The organism is Halalkalibacterium halodurans (genome assembly GCF_005671335.1).
Classification (GTDB): domain Bacteria; phylum Bacillota; class Bacilli; order Bacillales; family Bacillaceae_D; genus Halalkalibacterium; species Halalkalibacterium halodurans.
Window position 1 is genome coordinate 2,671,962 of sequence record NZ_CP040441.1, and the last position, 13,474, is coordinate 2,685,435.

A 13,474-nucleotide genomic window follows, 5' to 3' on the forward strand; every position below is an offset into this window, starting at 1 on the left:
ACGAGAAGGTATTCCCGCGGTACCACCCTAGTGAACAAACGACATTCTTTGCTTGTTCCCTCGTGTCATTGTTAACAGGCATGACCTGTTGCAGCCTACTGAATCATCGATCGTTCGGTGCAAAAACTAAAGGGTGATTTTCCACATTCACGTTCCATCAGGCTTCCACCATCCCTGACTCGCTTTAGGAAGGGGTGACGTGTACTGTCCCTCTCATCGTCCATTGTATGTTCGCTTTTTTAATTAAAATTCATTATATGCGAGAGCTAAAAAGAACGCAAGTAGATCTAAGCTGCTTTTTACAAAGCTCCCTTCTACTCAGCGTATTCTTCTGAACGCTCATCGCCAGAATCTTCGGTTACCTCATCCCAGTCGTCCGTGTTCAGCATTTCAAGCTGGGCTTCAATTAACATTTTAAAACGCATTTTATAAACGGATGCTTGCTTTTTCAGCTCTTCCATTTCAAGCATAATTTTGCGCGATTTCGCCAGAGCATCATTGATGATGCGATCGGCGTTCTTTTCCGCTTCCTTCACGATCAACTGCGCTTCTTTTTGCGCGTTACGGCGAACCTCCTCCGCCGATTCTTGAGCGACCAAAATCGATTTATTTAACGTTTCCTCGATGTTTTGGAAATGTTCGAGCTTCTCATCGAGATCGGTCACTCGGTCAAACAGTTCTTTCTTTTCCCGGAGAACAGCTTCATAATCTTTAATGATTTGATCAAGAAACTCATTCACCTCATCTTCATCATACCCTCTAAAACCACGGGTAAACTCTTTGTTGTGAATATCTAAAGGGGTTAAAGGCATAGTCAGCACCTCCATCACAATAGTAGCAACATTCTTAAAAAACCTTGTTCGACATTATGCGAAAAACTCCTGCATGCCACGAGGGGCCCTTTTGCCCCATTTATGTACGGCTAATGTCCCATCCGTCCAATACGAAGCCGGAATTTATCTTTCTTCGTCTTTCCTTCTACCTCTAAAAGCTTATGGCGGCCAAAGCCGCGTACAGATATGTGATCCCCAGCTTGAAGGGTTAAAGCTCCCGATTCGACTAGCTTCCAGTTTACTTTTACGCGCCCTTTTTCTACAAGCTCCGCTGCCTTCGCCCGTGAAAGAGAAAGCATTTCACCGATCACGGCATCTAGGCGCAAGGAGGAAACAGTCGCTGTTCGTTCATGCCAGCTTTCGGTTGTAACTAACATTTGCTCAAAACCAAGCTCCACCATCTCCACCTGTGCTTTACCGACACTCGTTAAATGAAGGCGAACAAATTCTGCGATTTCCGTTGCCACAACAAGCTGAATGCGCTCATCGGCTACGAGAATATCTCCGAACTTTTCTCGTTTAACGCCTAAGCTCATACAAGCACCGAGCACTTGACGATGATCAATGGTGAGAAATTTTTTCGGATAAGAAAGCTCGAATAACGTCAATCCATAGTCCTCTTCGGCCAACTCCAGATAGGGCGGGATCAAACAAGCCCGCTTCCGTTCAGCATGCTCCGAACCGCCCCAAAATGATACGCTTACGTCATCGTTCCGTCCAACTAATGCGCCAACGATTTCCTGCTCCCGGGGGTCGAGAAAGTCTGTTCGTTTCCAAGTGTATTGCATGGAGACATCAGCTTTCCACTCCAGCACTTGGTCAATAAACGGGCGCTCTTCCGGCCGGAAATGTTGATAGATATCCATGAATTCTCCTTGCCTCTTATTCGTTTCTAAAAGAAGATCGCGTGAACACCGTAACGAGCAAACGTCAGGGCAAAAATCGCGACAATTGGAGAGATGTCAATCATCCCGAGCGGAGGAATGATTTTGCGGAACGGCGCCAAGTAAGGCTCCACGATAGAACCTAAAAATTGACCGAACGATGACTCCCTCGCGTTTGGAAACCAAGACATGAGAATATATGCAATAATCATGTAAGAATAAATTGTGATTGCCCATAGAAGCAATGAACCAATCGTAGCCAAAGTGTCACCACCTTTTCTTGTTACAATGAGGGATGATTATGACCGATACCCATCCTGGATCATATCGGTAATCGTCCCTGTAACATCCACATTATCAGGGGTACATAAAAAGATATTCATCCCCAGCTTTTGAATGTCTCCTCCTATAGCATACACTGTTCCGCTTAAAAAATCGACCACTCGTTTCGCTTGTTCATGGGAGATGCGCTGCAAATTAATAATGACCGCTTTACGATTTTTTAATTGATCGGCGATTTCTTGCGCCTCATCGTACGTTCTTGGCTCAAGCAAAACGACTTTTGCGGTTTTTTGCACACTTTGCAAACTAACGACATTTTGACCTGTTTCTCGTTCTTGTTTCACGCCAGTGCGTGACCTGCGCCTAGGTTCCTCAACCTCTTCCACGAAATCGCGGCTTACCGCTTCTTCTTCATACATTGAGGCATCATCGTCCAATTCGAAAAAACGTTTGAATTTTGACTTCATTCCCATACAGCAGAACCTCCCTTCAATTAATCCACTTCTTTTCCGACGAGCGCGGTCCCGATTCGAACAAACGTCGCTCCTTCTTCGATCGCTACGATAAAATCATTGGACATACCCATCGAAAGCTCCGAGCAAGGGGCATGATCAAACCTTTTCGCCTGCACTTCATCGCGAAGATGACGAAGTTCGCGAAAGACCCACCGCGTGTCTTCAGGGTCTTCCACAAATGGAGCCATCGTCATCAAGCCTACGACCCGAATGCTCGGATAGGTTTGTAACTCCTCGATGAATGGAAGAACCTCCTCTGGCTTTAAGCCGGATTTGGATTGTTCTCCAGATACATTTACTTGGACGAAACAATTTAAAGCTTGTCCATCCGGCAAGCGCCGATCGATTTCCTTTGCTAGCGATAATCGGTCAAGTGAGTGTAAATAGTCAAAATCGGCGATCATTTTCTTCACTTTTTTTGACTGGAGACTGCCGATAAAATGCCACGTACCTTCGTTAGGAAACGCGCGTCGCTTCTCAACGCCACCTTCGACGCGGTTTTCTCCTATATGCGTGATACCTGCTTCAAGGGCTTCTCGTGTCCTCGCCTCACTTACATATTTCGTTACAGCAATAATGTGAACGTCATGAGGGTTGCGTCCAGCTCGCTCACATGCTTCATTCACTTGCTCTTGAATTTGCTTTAACTGATCTTTCACAGACACTGAATGGGCTCCTTTCTATGGTGAACGTTCGATAGATGAATTCACGAAAAAACGCCAATAAAACTCATCATTCGCCCAGTTTTTCCCCCTTCATGTCGGTGAGAAAATAACAAGTTTGACTGAGCAGAGCAGTGGGATGAAACTAGAATTTGCGCCTTTTCAAGCCCTGCATCAATGAGGAGTTGCTCGTTGCAAGCTTTCAAATCTAACTGGTAGCGTCCCTCTTCCCTTTTTACGTATGGACGCGTTGCCTCGGAGGACAGGGCGCGGTCGATTTGATCAATGACGACTTGATCGACTTCATATGCTTCACACGATATCGAAGGGCCAATCGCTGCATGGATCGCTTCCTTCGGCAGGTGGAAACGCTCAGTCCATGCATGAACTAGCTTGGCGCCGATTTGCCCGACGGTGCCTTTCCAGCCAGCATGGGCTAACCCGATGTAGATAGCTCCTCTATGTTCCGCGTAAAAATAGAGTGGCACACAATCGGCATACAAGCTACACAACAATATTCCTTGATCCGATGTATATAGACCGTCTGCACCTTTCAGCGCCGATTGCCGTTCAAAGGCGCCAGCTCCCCGATCGTGTGCGGTCACGTGTACCACTTCGCTTCCGTGTATTTGCTCGGCAAACACCCATTGCGAGAGGGGCACTTGTAATTCCGCCGCGAGTAGCTCCCTATTTTGGATCACCGCTTGTTCATCATCCCCCACATGAAGACCGAGGTTGAGCGAGTCATAAGGGGGGCTACTTACTCCATCAAGCCGTGTCGTAAATCCGACCCGCAGCTGCGGATTTTTACGAGTCCATTCTGAAAGTTCAAAAAATCGGTTACTCACTTGTTGAAAGGGTTCCATTTTTTCACGACCCTCTTTTTGTTTTTGCTATTTCGATAAAAACTTACATGCGTGTCTATAGTTTAACATATTTTTCTCTTCTCAAGGAACGAAAAATCGCATCATAACGGAAAATTTTAGCGATTAGCGAAAGGGGCATGTCACAATAAGCAATGTCTGATAAATGTTTGTTCCGCTGTTTGTTACGAACGGCGTTCAAAACTCTTCGGCTTAAAGCGGTCATTAAACTGTGGGACTTCGACTAAAATGACATCAGATCCAATTTTAATAATGTTTTTCCATGGGATGACGACCTCATCTTCCCCCCGACCAAACAGCCCCATCACCTTCCCCCCACCGCCAATGACTAACGAAGAGATTTGCCCTGTCGTTAAATTAATGTCTAGATCGGTAATGGTTCCAAGACGTCTCCCATTTTCCATATTCACAATATCTTTCGCTTGTAAGTCGGATATTTTCAACATGTTTCTACCGCCTTTCATAATAAGGAGCTCTTTCAATTATATGATCGTCCTTATCCCTTTTATGATAATGCCGTTCGGCCTCTCGAAAGATGGCAAACATTGTTTGCGTCAAATGGTCTTTCTATGAACCACACGTGGGTTAGAACAACTTGGCTTACCATCAAGTGTTAATGCCCTTTATAAAGAAAAAAACGACATCACGCACTCGTGACATCGTTCTTTTCTTGCTTTTCCACATGCTCAACCTCTTTTGATAAAAACCACCCAGCTACCGCAATCCCAATTAACACGACGTAAAACGTAATTTTCCAAGCCGAAGACGCGGCAAACCCTTCAGGTAAAATCGCTAACGTTGGATGAGATAAAGTGAAGACCGTTAATTTGACACCTACCCAGCCGACAATTAAGAATGCAGCAATCTCAAGCCCTGGCTTTTTCTGCAATAGCGTAACAAACAAGTTAGCCGCAAATCGCATGATGACGACACCCATAAACCCACCAATAAACACGACGATGAAATGTCCGCCATCCATCCCACCAATGGTCGGGAGGTTCGTTTTCGGCAAACTAACGGCGATCGCTACCGCTGCCAAAATCGAGTCAACGGCAAACGCAATATCAGCGATTTCTACTTTTAATACCGTCGTCCAAAATCCCGCTTTTTTCACCGGTTTTTCTGTCGCTGCCGCTACTTCTTCGTGCCCGCGTAACCATACCTTTCGGACAATATGATTAACGGCAATAAACATTAAGTAAAGCGCCCCAATCGCTTGTAGCTGCCAAATGTCGATTAAGAACGAAATCGCAAACAGTGAAGCGAAGCGGAACAAAAACGCTCCAGCTAATCCATAAAATAAAGCTTTCTTTCGCTTTTCTTCTGGCAAATGTTTAACCATGACAGCAAGCACGAGTGCGTTATCTGCAGCGAGCAGCCCTTCCAACACAATTAAGACGAGGATGACCCAACTGTATTCTAGTACTAATGATAATTCCATGACGCCCACTCCCTTTAGTTCTTTTTCTGTAAAGCTGCTTTCCTACGAAAAAGACCTTTGCCCCATAGGCAAAGGTCTAAAAAAGCATAGGAAAAGACCTTTACCCCATTTGGTAAAGGTCTTGCTAACAACCGTATATCCGTTGCCAATAAAGCCGAGGGATTTATGGGAGATCCCTGTCATGACGACTTTATTGTAATTAGCTACTCCCCTTAAAAGCTATGTAGTTGATAGCTACATTTTATCCAAGAACAGGTCCGCGGTCAACCATTTTTTATGAAAAACCTTTAGCATATGCACACATCGTTAACTTTGTGCATGTTTACTCATCTGTTGGATAGCCGCTTTTTCTAGTCTTGATACTTGCGCTTGGGAGATGCCAATCTCTTCTGCTACTTCCATTTGCGTTTTCCCTTGATAAAAACGCATGTTTAAAATTAACTTTTCCCTGTCATTGAGCCTCACCATTGCTTCCTTTAAGGCAATTTCATCAACCCATTGAACATCCTTATTACGATCATCACTGATTTGATCCATGACATAAATAGGGTCGCCGCCATCGTTATAAATGGGCTCAAAGAGAGAAACAGGGTCTTGTATCGCGTCAAGGGCGAACACCACGTCCTCTTTTGGCACGCCTAATTCCTTGGCGATCTCTTGTACGGTCGGTTCCTTTTCACGCTGCTTTTCTCCCATGAGTTGATCTCTAACTTGAAGGGCCTTGTACGCAATGTCCCGGAGTGACCGTGATACTCGGATAGGGTTGTTGTCGCGTAAGTAGCGACGAATTTCCCCGATAATCATAGGAACGGCGTACGTTGAAAATTTGACATTTTGGCTTAAATCGAAGTTGTCGATCGATTTCATTAAGCCGATACAACCGACTTGAAACAAATCATCCACGTATTCCCCGCGATTATTAAATCGCTGAATGACGCTTAAAACTAAGCGAAGATTTCCATTGACTAGCGTTTCTCTGGCGCTCGTATCTCCACTTTGTAATCGTGCGAACAGCTCTCTCATTTCTTGATTTTTCAACACTGGTAGCTTGGATGTATCGACACCACAAATTTCAACTTTGTTTCGTGTCAACGCTGTCCCTCCTAACATGGGAGATGATGTCACGTAAAGTATCTCCTTAGGAGGGAAAAATATGCACAAGCGTTTGACCATAGAAAAGGAGGAAAAATTAAATCGTGTTCATATCAGTCAGCAGCCCGAAAAAAAACATATATTCTGAATTCACACCATTTTATTGAATTCTTTTTGCAGCCGTTTGATGATTCGCTTCTCTAATCGAGAGATATATGATTGTGAAATCCCAAGAAGGTCAGCTACATCTTTTTGCGTTTTTTCCTCTCCTCCCGCTAAGCCGAAGCGGAGTTCCATAATTTGCTTCTCCCGATCGGTTAACGTATGTAAAGCTTTCATGAGCAGCTTACGATCGACCTTTTCTTCTATTCCACGAGTGATGATGTCATCATCGGTTCCAAGGACATCGGATAGAAGAAGCTCATTCCCATCCCAATCAATATTTAACGGTTCATCGAAAGACACTTCGGAACGGATTTTATTATTGCGACGCAGATACATGAGAATTTCATTTTCGATACAACGCGAGGCATAAGTGGCTAGTTTAATTTTTTTCTCAGGGTTGAACGTATTCACTGCTTTAATTAAGCCAATCGTTCCGATGCTAATCAAATCTTCAATGTTAATTCCCGTATTTTCAAACTTACGGGCGATGTACACAACCAAACGCAAATTCCGTTCGATTAGCATGGAACGCACCGCCTTGTCACCACTCGGAAGCTTTTTGAGCAGGTGTGCCTCTTCCTCTTTTGAGAGAGGCGGGGGCAAGGCTTCACTCCCACCGATATAATAAATTTCATCTGCTTTCATCCCTAACCGGTACAACAGTCGATACCATATTAAAGTCGCTTTTAATTTCAACAACGAACGTCTCCTCCTTAGGCAAGTTTATCGGTTATTCCGTGAACGATCATTTTCGGGTGAACGATACATTGGTACGTGTCCTCAGGCGATAGCGCCTTATTGTTTAAGCCGATCAACACTTTAGACACAGTCATCCATTCCTCTTCATGTCGGATCCGTACACTGTCAGGCTTGAAAACAGCGAGCAACCGCTGTGGTTGTCCGACTACACGATAAGGAATAACAGACATCCGCCTCATAAACCGCTCATCACCGTCTGTCGTTCCGATCGACTCAACATTTAGCATTTGCTCAATCCATTCGTCCGGTATTTGCCCACGTAGCACATCCGCTTGAATGATCATAACCGGTGCTTTCGTAAACGGGTCTTGCAACTGATTTCCGCTATCGATGATTCCCCGGATTGTCAGTTTCGATTGCTCGAGCCAAACTTCTACATCGACTAGTCGTTCATACTGAACTTTTTTCACTTCAATCGTCTCGAGACGTTGCTTTGAAAAATACCATACAAGAGGAAAACCAAGACAGACAAACAACCAGCTAATCCCACTGCCAAAGGAGCCGCTTGTCAATGAGTGATCTGTAAAAAACGGGATTTCTGTTTGCCAAAAATAGTGAAGTGCGAACAATCCACCTCCTGTCATAAACGTAACGAAATAAAACATGAAAAGCGCTTGAAGAAAGAAACGCCAACGCTGATACCCAAATGCAATCCAAACAATGAGAGCTGAATAGAGCCCTTTGACGATCGGCTGGAGAAAGAAGTCCGCCACCGGGGTAAACATAAAGACAACGATGAGAGAAGCCACGAAGGAAGCACAGATAAACCGAAACTGCTGGAACGGTCGCTTCAGCAAAATTGCCGTCAAGGCAATAAGCAAATAATCAATGCACAAGTTGAGCAACCATATAACATCCGCATATAAGGTCATCTCTTCCTCCTCTTCCATCAAGATGAACCTAGTATAAAACAAGAGAGAAGGGAAAGTCTGTCAGTTTATGACGGGGACAAGCTAGTTATTTTGAGAGATTTTCAGTTTTTTTGTCAGCGGGAAATATTGCCCAATAAAAATAAAAGAGCAATTGTAAGTATGAAAAGAGGCTGAGACAAAACACAGTTGCTAACAGCTGTTTTTTTATAAGGGTTGATTGTGTCAAAAATCACTCGCTTGCCGGGGGCAAGGCTTCAGTTAATCGGAGGAAATCGCCCGATGGATCTTCAGCTCTTGCTTTTCCCGCAGGCGTCTCGTACTTTGACAATTAACTTGAAAACGTCCGTCTAGTAATGCGTATACACAAAAAGAACACCTTCTGATAAAGTTAGTGTCACCACATTAAAACAGAATCGGTTGTATCCTTATGTTTAAACATGACAATATGATTCTAGTGATAGTACCCTTAAGAATTTAATATTGCGCTGGATATGGCAGTGTGAATGTGAAGCTGGCTCAGAATGCCCATTCCATACGAAGTGCCTAAAGCAAGGAAGGAAACCATCGGAGTTAATTGAAAAAAGGTTCTTAGTCAAATGTTGGGGTGGCATAGGAGGGCGAGCCCCTCTTATCCTACCCCGAATGTCTGATGTTTGAATTGATGATGCAAGAGAATACGGTTTCGCAAGCGATCATAACGCCGAAAACCAAAGGCATTTCTCTTAATCACCTTCGTTTGATTATTCAGTCCTTCAATAAAACCATTGTTTAAGCCAAACGCGAGGCTATTCAAGATCTCGGTCTGCCAGTTCTTCAGCGTCTGAATGGCTCGGTGGAACTCCTTTAACGGGCTCGCCTCCACTCTTCGGTAAAAGGCGTAGAGACCTTGCTTCACCTCGCTCATTCGTCCTTCCCTTCCTTGCATCTTCGCTTCTTGATACCACTGACGAAAATGTTCTTTTAGCTCATACGCTTCCCTTAAATCAGGGGATAGCTCTAAGTACCGCTCCACCTTCTTCTTTTGCTTATCATCCAGTCCTTCTCTCTCTTTCTGAAACAGATGTTTGATCCGTTTACATCGTTTTCGATGATACGGATGGAACGCTTTTTGCACTCGGCGGCGAACCCCTTCCAGAGCCCAGTAGATGTAACGACAGAAATGGAACGGATCCCCAATGATGAGCGGGTGGCCTAAGGCCTTTTGAACAGCCGACTTGAAGGTATAACTGAGATCCATCACGACTGTTTTCACATGATGACCCTTCTCTTGAAGATATCGTTTAAGCGTATCGGCTTTACGATCCGGTAAGATATCCAGTGGCTTCCGTGTATCTGCATCCGCAATGATCACTTGATATTTCCCCGCATTCGTATCCCCTTTGTAATCATCAATCGCAATCCGAGGAGGAAGGTGATCCACCTTCTTCACGAGGGGGGCCGCCAATTGATCAAACCGGCGCATGGCAGTTGTCACGGACGTTTGGAATTGATTCGCTGTGTCCGTAAAGTTCTTCCCTTGAATGAGCCGTAAGCGAAACGCTTGATTCCATTCTACTGTCTGACGCTGATATCGCTCTACAAAACAGGCTTTCTCCGCAAACCGCTTCCCGCATCTGCACGCGTACCGGCGCTTTCGATAGAATAGATACACCCACCGTTCAAAGAGCTTGAGATGTTGAACTTTTTGGATGCGGTAATCATGGATTCTCTCGGTTCTCTCCCCGCAGGATGGGCAACGATGAGGCGTTCGCGGCATTTCTACATGGAGCGCGATAAAGTCCTCTCGTTCCTCCATCTTTGTGACCTTCACACCTTTTAATCCGGGCAAATCCATGGTAAAATTCATCGTACACGCAGCTCCTATCCTTTCTTTGTTTCTCGGCAATTCAAGGATAATGGATAAAGGAGCCTGCGTGCATTTTTTTTGCCCTCTTTTGTGCAAAAACCCCAACATTTATTGTAGAGCCTGAAAAAAGGTTCGGATCTTCAAAAGAAAATGATCCGAACCTTTTTTATTACGTTTGGCTAATTTTGTCCCAGTCTCTTAACGTTATCTTGATTTCCGCCGGCGATTTCGTAAAAAGGCCGGAATGTCTAATGTATCAAGTGACTCGTTGTCATCGGCTTCAGGCTGTGAAGTAAAGCGAGGTTCTTTCTTCTCCGCTTCTTTCTCCTTCGACTTCAACGGTTGTTTTGGTGCCGCCTGCCGGTTAAAGTTGCTTTGTTGTTGGGCACGGCGATTTTCTGCATCATCAAAACCTGTGGCAATGACAGTTACAACAATTTCATCTTTCAAATCTTCATTAATAACTGAACCAAAGATCATGTTGACTTCTGCGTCCGATGCAGCAGAAACTATTTCCGCCGCTTCATGAACCTCATACAAGCTTAAGTTGGAGCCGCCTGTAATGTTCATTAACACCCCTTGAGCTCCGTCTAAAGACGTTTCGAGCAATGGGCTGGAAATCGCTTTTTTCGCGGCTTCACCCGCTCGGTTCTCACCGGTGGCAATCCCGATTCCCATGAGGGCAGAACCTTTATCTTTCATAATCGTTTTTACGTCCGCAAAGTCAAGGTTGATTAATCCAGGCGTCGCGATCAGATCGGAAATCCCTTGAACCCCTTGACGAAGCACATTATCAGCCTCACGGAACGCTTCCAACATTGGCGTGTTCTTGTCGACAATTTCAAGCAAGCGATCATTCGGAATGACGATTAGTGTGTCTACTTTCTCCTTCAAAGCAGCAATCCCTGCCGCTGCCTGAGTGGAACGTTTTCGCCCTTCAAACGTAAACGGACGTGTCACCACACCAACCGTTAACGCGCCAATCTCTTTTGCCACTTCAGCAATGACAGGTGCAGCACCTGTACCTGTGCCGCCTCCCATACCAGCTGTAATAAACACCATATCAGCACCTTGAAGAGCTTCTTCAATTTGCTCACGGCTTTCTTCCGCCGCTTTTTTTCCGATCTCAGGATTAGCTCCAGCACCTAGCCCTCGCGTCAGTTTACCACCTAATTGTAGCTTCACTTCCGCTTTAGAAAGGTGGAGCGCTTGGGCATCGGTATTCACAGAAATAAAATCAACGCCTTGCAAGCCATTTTCAATCATTCGGTTTACCGCGTTGCTTCCGCCTCCGCCGACACCGATTACTTTAATCTGTGCTAATTGATCCATATCCATTTCAAACTCTAACATGTCAGGTCCCCCTAATCAAACAATTGTCCCATTTGCACTTCCGATTTCATCCTACTCCAAAAAGACTTTGAACCAGTTTTTCACCTTTGATTTGACCCCTGGACCTTCATTTGTGCGAGACCGCTCTTTCTCCTTTTTAGGCCGTTGTTCTTGTTCGGCCCCAGCCTCCGCAACTGCAGCAGCAACTTCTTTTCCTTGAATTTTTACGTTTTTATACGCAAACTGGATTAATCCAACGCCCGTCGTATATTGTGGTTCACGAACACCAATATAATCAGGAATAGCGACGCGCACGTTACGGCCGAGCGTCTCCTTCGCCAGTTCAAGAACTCCCGGCATCATCACCGACCCACCAGTGAGAACAAAGCCACCAGGGAAATCATGCTGTCCTAGGCGTCTTAGCTCACGGTTAATGAGCTCAAACATTTCTTCCATTCTCGGCTCGATGATGTGGGCAAGCTCAAATTGAGAAAAAGCCTCTGGCTCTGTGCTACCGATTGCTTTCACCTCAAATCGGTCTTCTTCCGATGCTTCGTCTATGTACGCATGTCCATGCGTATGCTTGATTTTGATAGCTTCTTCTGTAGAAATTCGCAAACCAACGGCAATATCATTTGTTACATGGTCCCCGCCTACAGGAATGACAGAAGTATCTACCAAGCTTCCTTGTTCGAAGCATGAAATGGTCATTGACCCTCCGCCAATATCGATCAGACAAACGCCTAGGCTTTTCTCATCTTTTGAAATGGCTACAGATCCGGCCGCTAATGCTTGTAGACAAATATCCGCAACCTCTAACCCTGCACGTTCCACACATCTTAATAGGTTATGTAATAACGTTTTTGATCCTGTAATGATCGTCCCTTCCATCTCCAAACGGACGCCGATCATTCCTCGAGGGTCATTGATTTCGTCGAGGCCATCCACGATGAATTGTTTCGGAATCACATCAATAATTTCCCGCTCTGGTGGAATTGAGACGACTTGTGCGGCGTCGATCACCCTTGCAATGTCCTCATCTCCAATTTCTCGATCTGGGCTTGAAACAGCTACCACTCCATGGCAAGGCTGGAGCTGCACGTGATTTCCATTGACACCGACAATGACCTGTCGTATCGAAAGACCGACCATCCTCTCTGCCTGTTCAACTGCTCTGCGAATGGATCGCACGGTTTCATCAATATCAACGATCGAGCCTTTCTTTATTCCTTCAGATGGTGCATTCCCAACACCAATGATGTTAATTGAACCATCTGTAATTTCTCCAATGATGATTCGAACATTGGATGTACCGATGTCTAAACTCACATATATCTCATTGTTGTTCAATCTGTGGCACCTCCTTTAATAATCTGTTTTCCAATGAGGCTTGTCCTATTATTCTGAAGAAACTTTTAGAAAACGTATAGAATTACGTAACTTATTCAACAGAATAAGTGCCGTTTCCTTTCTTTTTCTTAAAAAGAAAAGACATCTTCGAATCTTCCATGCTACGTCCCTCAAAAACGAGGTCAATAGATGTAACAGATCAAGGCGTCTCTCGCCGACTTTGAAAACGTGAGAGCATCATTCTCCGGATAACGGCGATGTTATTAAACAGGCGGACGCCAAATGCAAAAATGGCTGCTAAGTATAAGTCTACACCAAGATACACACCTAGAAAAGCCAAACTTGCGGCTAATATAATATTAAAGAAAAAACCAGACAAAAAGACGTATGTGTCAAAAGTGTCTTGAAGTTGTGCACGAATCCCACCAAAAAGCGTATCAAGGGCAGCTAATACCGCAATGGATAAATAATTTGTATACGCATCTGGTACGCGAAAATCGGAAAATAGGCCTAGTAATATCCCGATTAGCAGTCCAACAATTGGCAACCACATGTTC

15 protein-coding genes and 1 other annotated feature (1 of these 16 running past the window's edge) are annotated in these 13,474 nt (G+C 44.8%); all 15 genes read right to left on the minus strand.

Going from position 1 to position 13,474, the window contains the following annotated elements; all coding sequences use genetic code 11:
• Positions 1–226 (minus strand) — a binding site (T-box leader); it reaches 7 nt to the left of the window's first position.
• 88 nt (positions 227–314) lie between these two features.
• The 15 genes from FED51_RS12890 to FED51_RS12960 all read right to left on the minus strand — a co-directional run bounded on the left by FED51_RS12890 (position 315) and on the right by FED51_RS12960 (position 13,470).
• Positions 315–812 carry a DivIVA domain-containing protein gene (locus FED51_RS12890; protein ID WP_010898697.1) on the minus strand — a complete coding sequence of 166 codons (498 nt, stop codon included), beginning with the start codon at positions 810–812 and terminating at the stop codon, positions 315–317.
• 110 nt (positions 813–922) lie between these two features.
• Positions 923–1,699, minus strand: a complete 777-nt coding sequence (locus tag FED51_RS12895) for a YlmH family RNA-binding protein (RefSeq protein WP_053430914.1) — start codon at positions 1,697–1,699, stop codon at positions 923–925.
• 26 nt (positions 1,700–1,725) lie between these two features.
• Complete coding sequence (locus tag FED51_RS12900; RefSeq protein ID WP_053430913.1) at positions 1,726–1,980, minus strand: YggT family protein; 255 nt, start codon at positions 1,978–1,980, stop codon at positions 1,726–1,728.
• Between the two features lie 36 nt (positions 1,981–2,016).
• Positions 2,017–2,472 carry a cell division protein SepF gene (locus FED51_RS12905; protein ID WP_053430912.1) on the minus strand — a complete coding sequence of 152 codons (456 nt, stop codon included), beginning with the start codon at positions 2,470–2,472 and terminating at the stop codon, positions 2,017–2,019.
• Between the two features lie 20 nt (positions 2,473–2,492).
• The gene (locus FED51_RS12910; RefSeq protein WP_053430911.1) at positions 2,493–3,179 is read right to left on the minus strand and encodes a YggS family pyridoxal phosphate-dependent enzyme; all 687 of its coding nucleotides are present in this window, start codon (positions 3,177–3,179) and stop codon (positions 2,493–2,495) included.
• A gap of 41 nt (positions 3,180–3,220) precedes the next feature.
• Positions 3,221–4,042 carry a peptidoglycan editing factor PgeF gene (gene pgeF, locus FED51_RS12915; protein WP_053430910.1) on the minus strand — a complete coding sequence of 274 codons (822 nt, stop codon included), beginning with the start codon at positions 4,040–4,042 and terminating at the stop codon, positions 3,221–3,223.
• Between the two features lie 182 nt (positions 4,043–4,224).
• Positions 4,225–4,506 (minus strand): YlmC/YmxH family sporulation protein, encoded by a 282-nt coding sequence (locus FED51_RS12920; RefSeq protein ID WP_010898703.1) that lies wholly within the window; start codon positions 4,504–4,506, stop codon positions 4,225–4,227.
• 197 nt (positions 4,507–4,703) lie between these two features.
• Positions 4,704–5,501: a TerC family protein gene (locus tag FED51_RS12925; protein ID WP_010898704.1), complete on the minus strand. Its 798-nt coding sequence runs from the start codon at positions 5,499–5,501 to the stop codon at positions 4,704–4,706.
• 306 nt (positions 5,502–5,807) lie between these two features.
• Positions 5,808–6,674, minus strand: coding sequence for an RNA polymerase sporulation sigma factor SigG (sigG, locus tag FED51_RS12930; protein WP_407901204.1), 867 nt, complete (start codon positions 6,672–6,674; stop codon positions 5,808–5,810).
• A 69-nt stretch (positions 6,675–6,743) separates the two neighbouring features.
• Complete coding sequence (gene sigE, locus FED51_RS12935) at positions 6,744–7,457, minus strand: RNA polymerase sporulation sigma factor SigE (RefSeq protein WP_010898707.1); 714 nt, start codon at positions 7,455–7,457, stop codon at positions 6,744–6,746.
• Between the two features lie 14 nt (positions 7,458–7,471).
• Positions 7,472–8,389, minus strand: coding sequence for a sigma-E processing peptidase SpoIIGA (gene spoIIGA / locus FED51_RS12940; RefSeq protein WP_053430909.1), 918 nt, complete (start codon positions 8,387–8,389; stop codon positions 7,472–7,474).
• A gap of 628 nt (positions 8,390–9,017) precedes the next feature.
• Positions 9,018–10,235 carry an ISL3-like element IS651 family transposase gene (locus FED51_RS12945; protein WP_138090144.1) on the minus strand — a complete coding sequence of 406 codons (1,218 nt, stop codon included), beginning with the start codon at positions 10,233–10,235 and terminating at the stop codon, positions 9,018–9,020.
• Positions 10,236–10,439: 204 nt separating this feature from the next.
• Complete coding sequence (gene ftsZ / locus FED51_RS12950) at positions 10,440–11,588, minus strand: cell division protein FtsZ (protein ID WP_010898709.1); 1,149 nt, start codon at positions 11,586–11,588, stop codon at positions 10,440–10,442.
• 51 nt (positions 11,589–11,639) lie between these two features.
• The gene (gene ftsA, locus FED51_RS12955) at positions 11,640–12,917 is read right to left on the minus strand and encodes a cell division protein FtsA (protein WP_053430908.1); all 1,278 of its coding nucleotides are present in this window, start codon (positions 12,915–12,917) and stop codon (positions 11,640–11,642) included.
• A gap of 199 nt (positions 12,918–13,116) precedes the next feature.
• Entirely contained in the window at positions 13,117–13,470 is a 354-nt protein-coding gene (locus FED51_RS12960; protein WP_010898711.1) for a small basic family protein, read from the minus strand.
• Positions 13,471–13,474: the final 4 nt, after the last annotated feature.

Bases quoted from the DNA above. Each gene is read 5' to 3' on its own strand.
- FED51_RS12890 (WP_010898697.1), bottom strand. From the start codon at position 812: ATGCCTTTAACCCCTTTAGATATTCACAACAAAGAGTTTACCCGTGGT.
- FED51_RS12895 (WP_053430914.1), bottom strand. From the start codon at position 1,699: ATGGATATCTATCAACATTTCCGGCCGGAAGAGCGCCCGTTTATTGAC.
- FED51_RS12905 (WP_053430912.1), bottom strand. From the start codon at position 2,472: ATGGGAATGAAGTCAAAATTCAAACGTTTTTTCGAATTGGACGATGAT.
- pgeF (WP_053430910.1), bottom strand. From the start codon at position 4,042: ATGGAACCCTTTCAACAAGTGAGTAACCGATTTTTTGAACTTTCAGAA.
- FED51_RS12920 (WP_010898703.1), bottom strand. From the start codon at position 4,506: ATGTTGAAAATATCCGACTTACAAGCGAAAGATATTGTGAATATGGAA.
- FED51_RS12925 (WP_010898704.1), bottom strand. From the start codon at position 5,501: ATGGAATTATCATTAGTACTAGAATACAGTTGGGTCATCCTCGTCTTA.
- sigG (WP_407901204.1), bottom strand. From the start codon at position 6,674: ATGGTCAAACGCTTGTGCATATTTTTCCCTCCTAAGGAGATACTTTAC.
- spoIIGA (WP_053430909.1), bottom strand. From the start codon at position 8,389: ATGACCTTATATGCGGATGTTATATGGTTGCTCAACTTGTGCATTGAT.
- FED51_RS12945 (WP_138090144.1), bottom strand. From the start codon at position 10,235: ATGAATTTTACCATGGATTTGCCCGGATTAAAAGGTGTGAAGGTCACA.
- ftsZ (WP_010898709.1), bottom strand. From the start codon at position 11,588: ATGTTAGAGTTTGAAATGGATATGGATCAATTAGCACAGATTAAAGTA.
- FED51_RS12960 (WP_010898711.1), bottom strand. From the start codon at position 13,470: ATGTGGTTGCCAATTGTTGGACTGCTAATCGGGATATTACTAGGCCTA.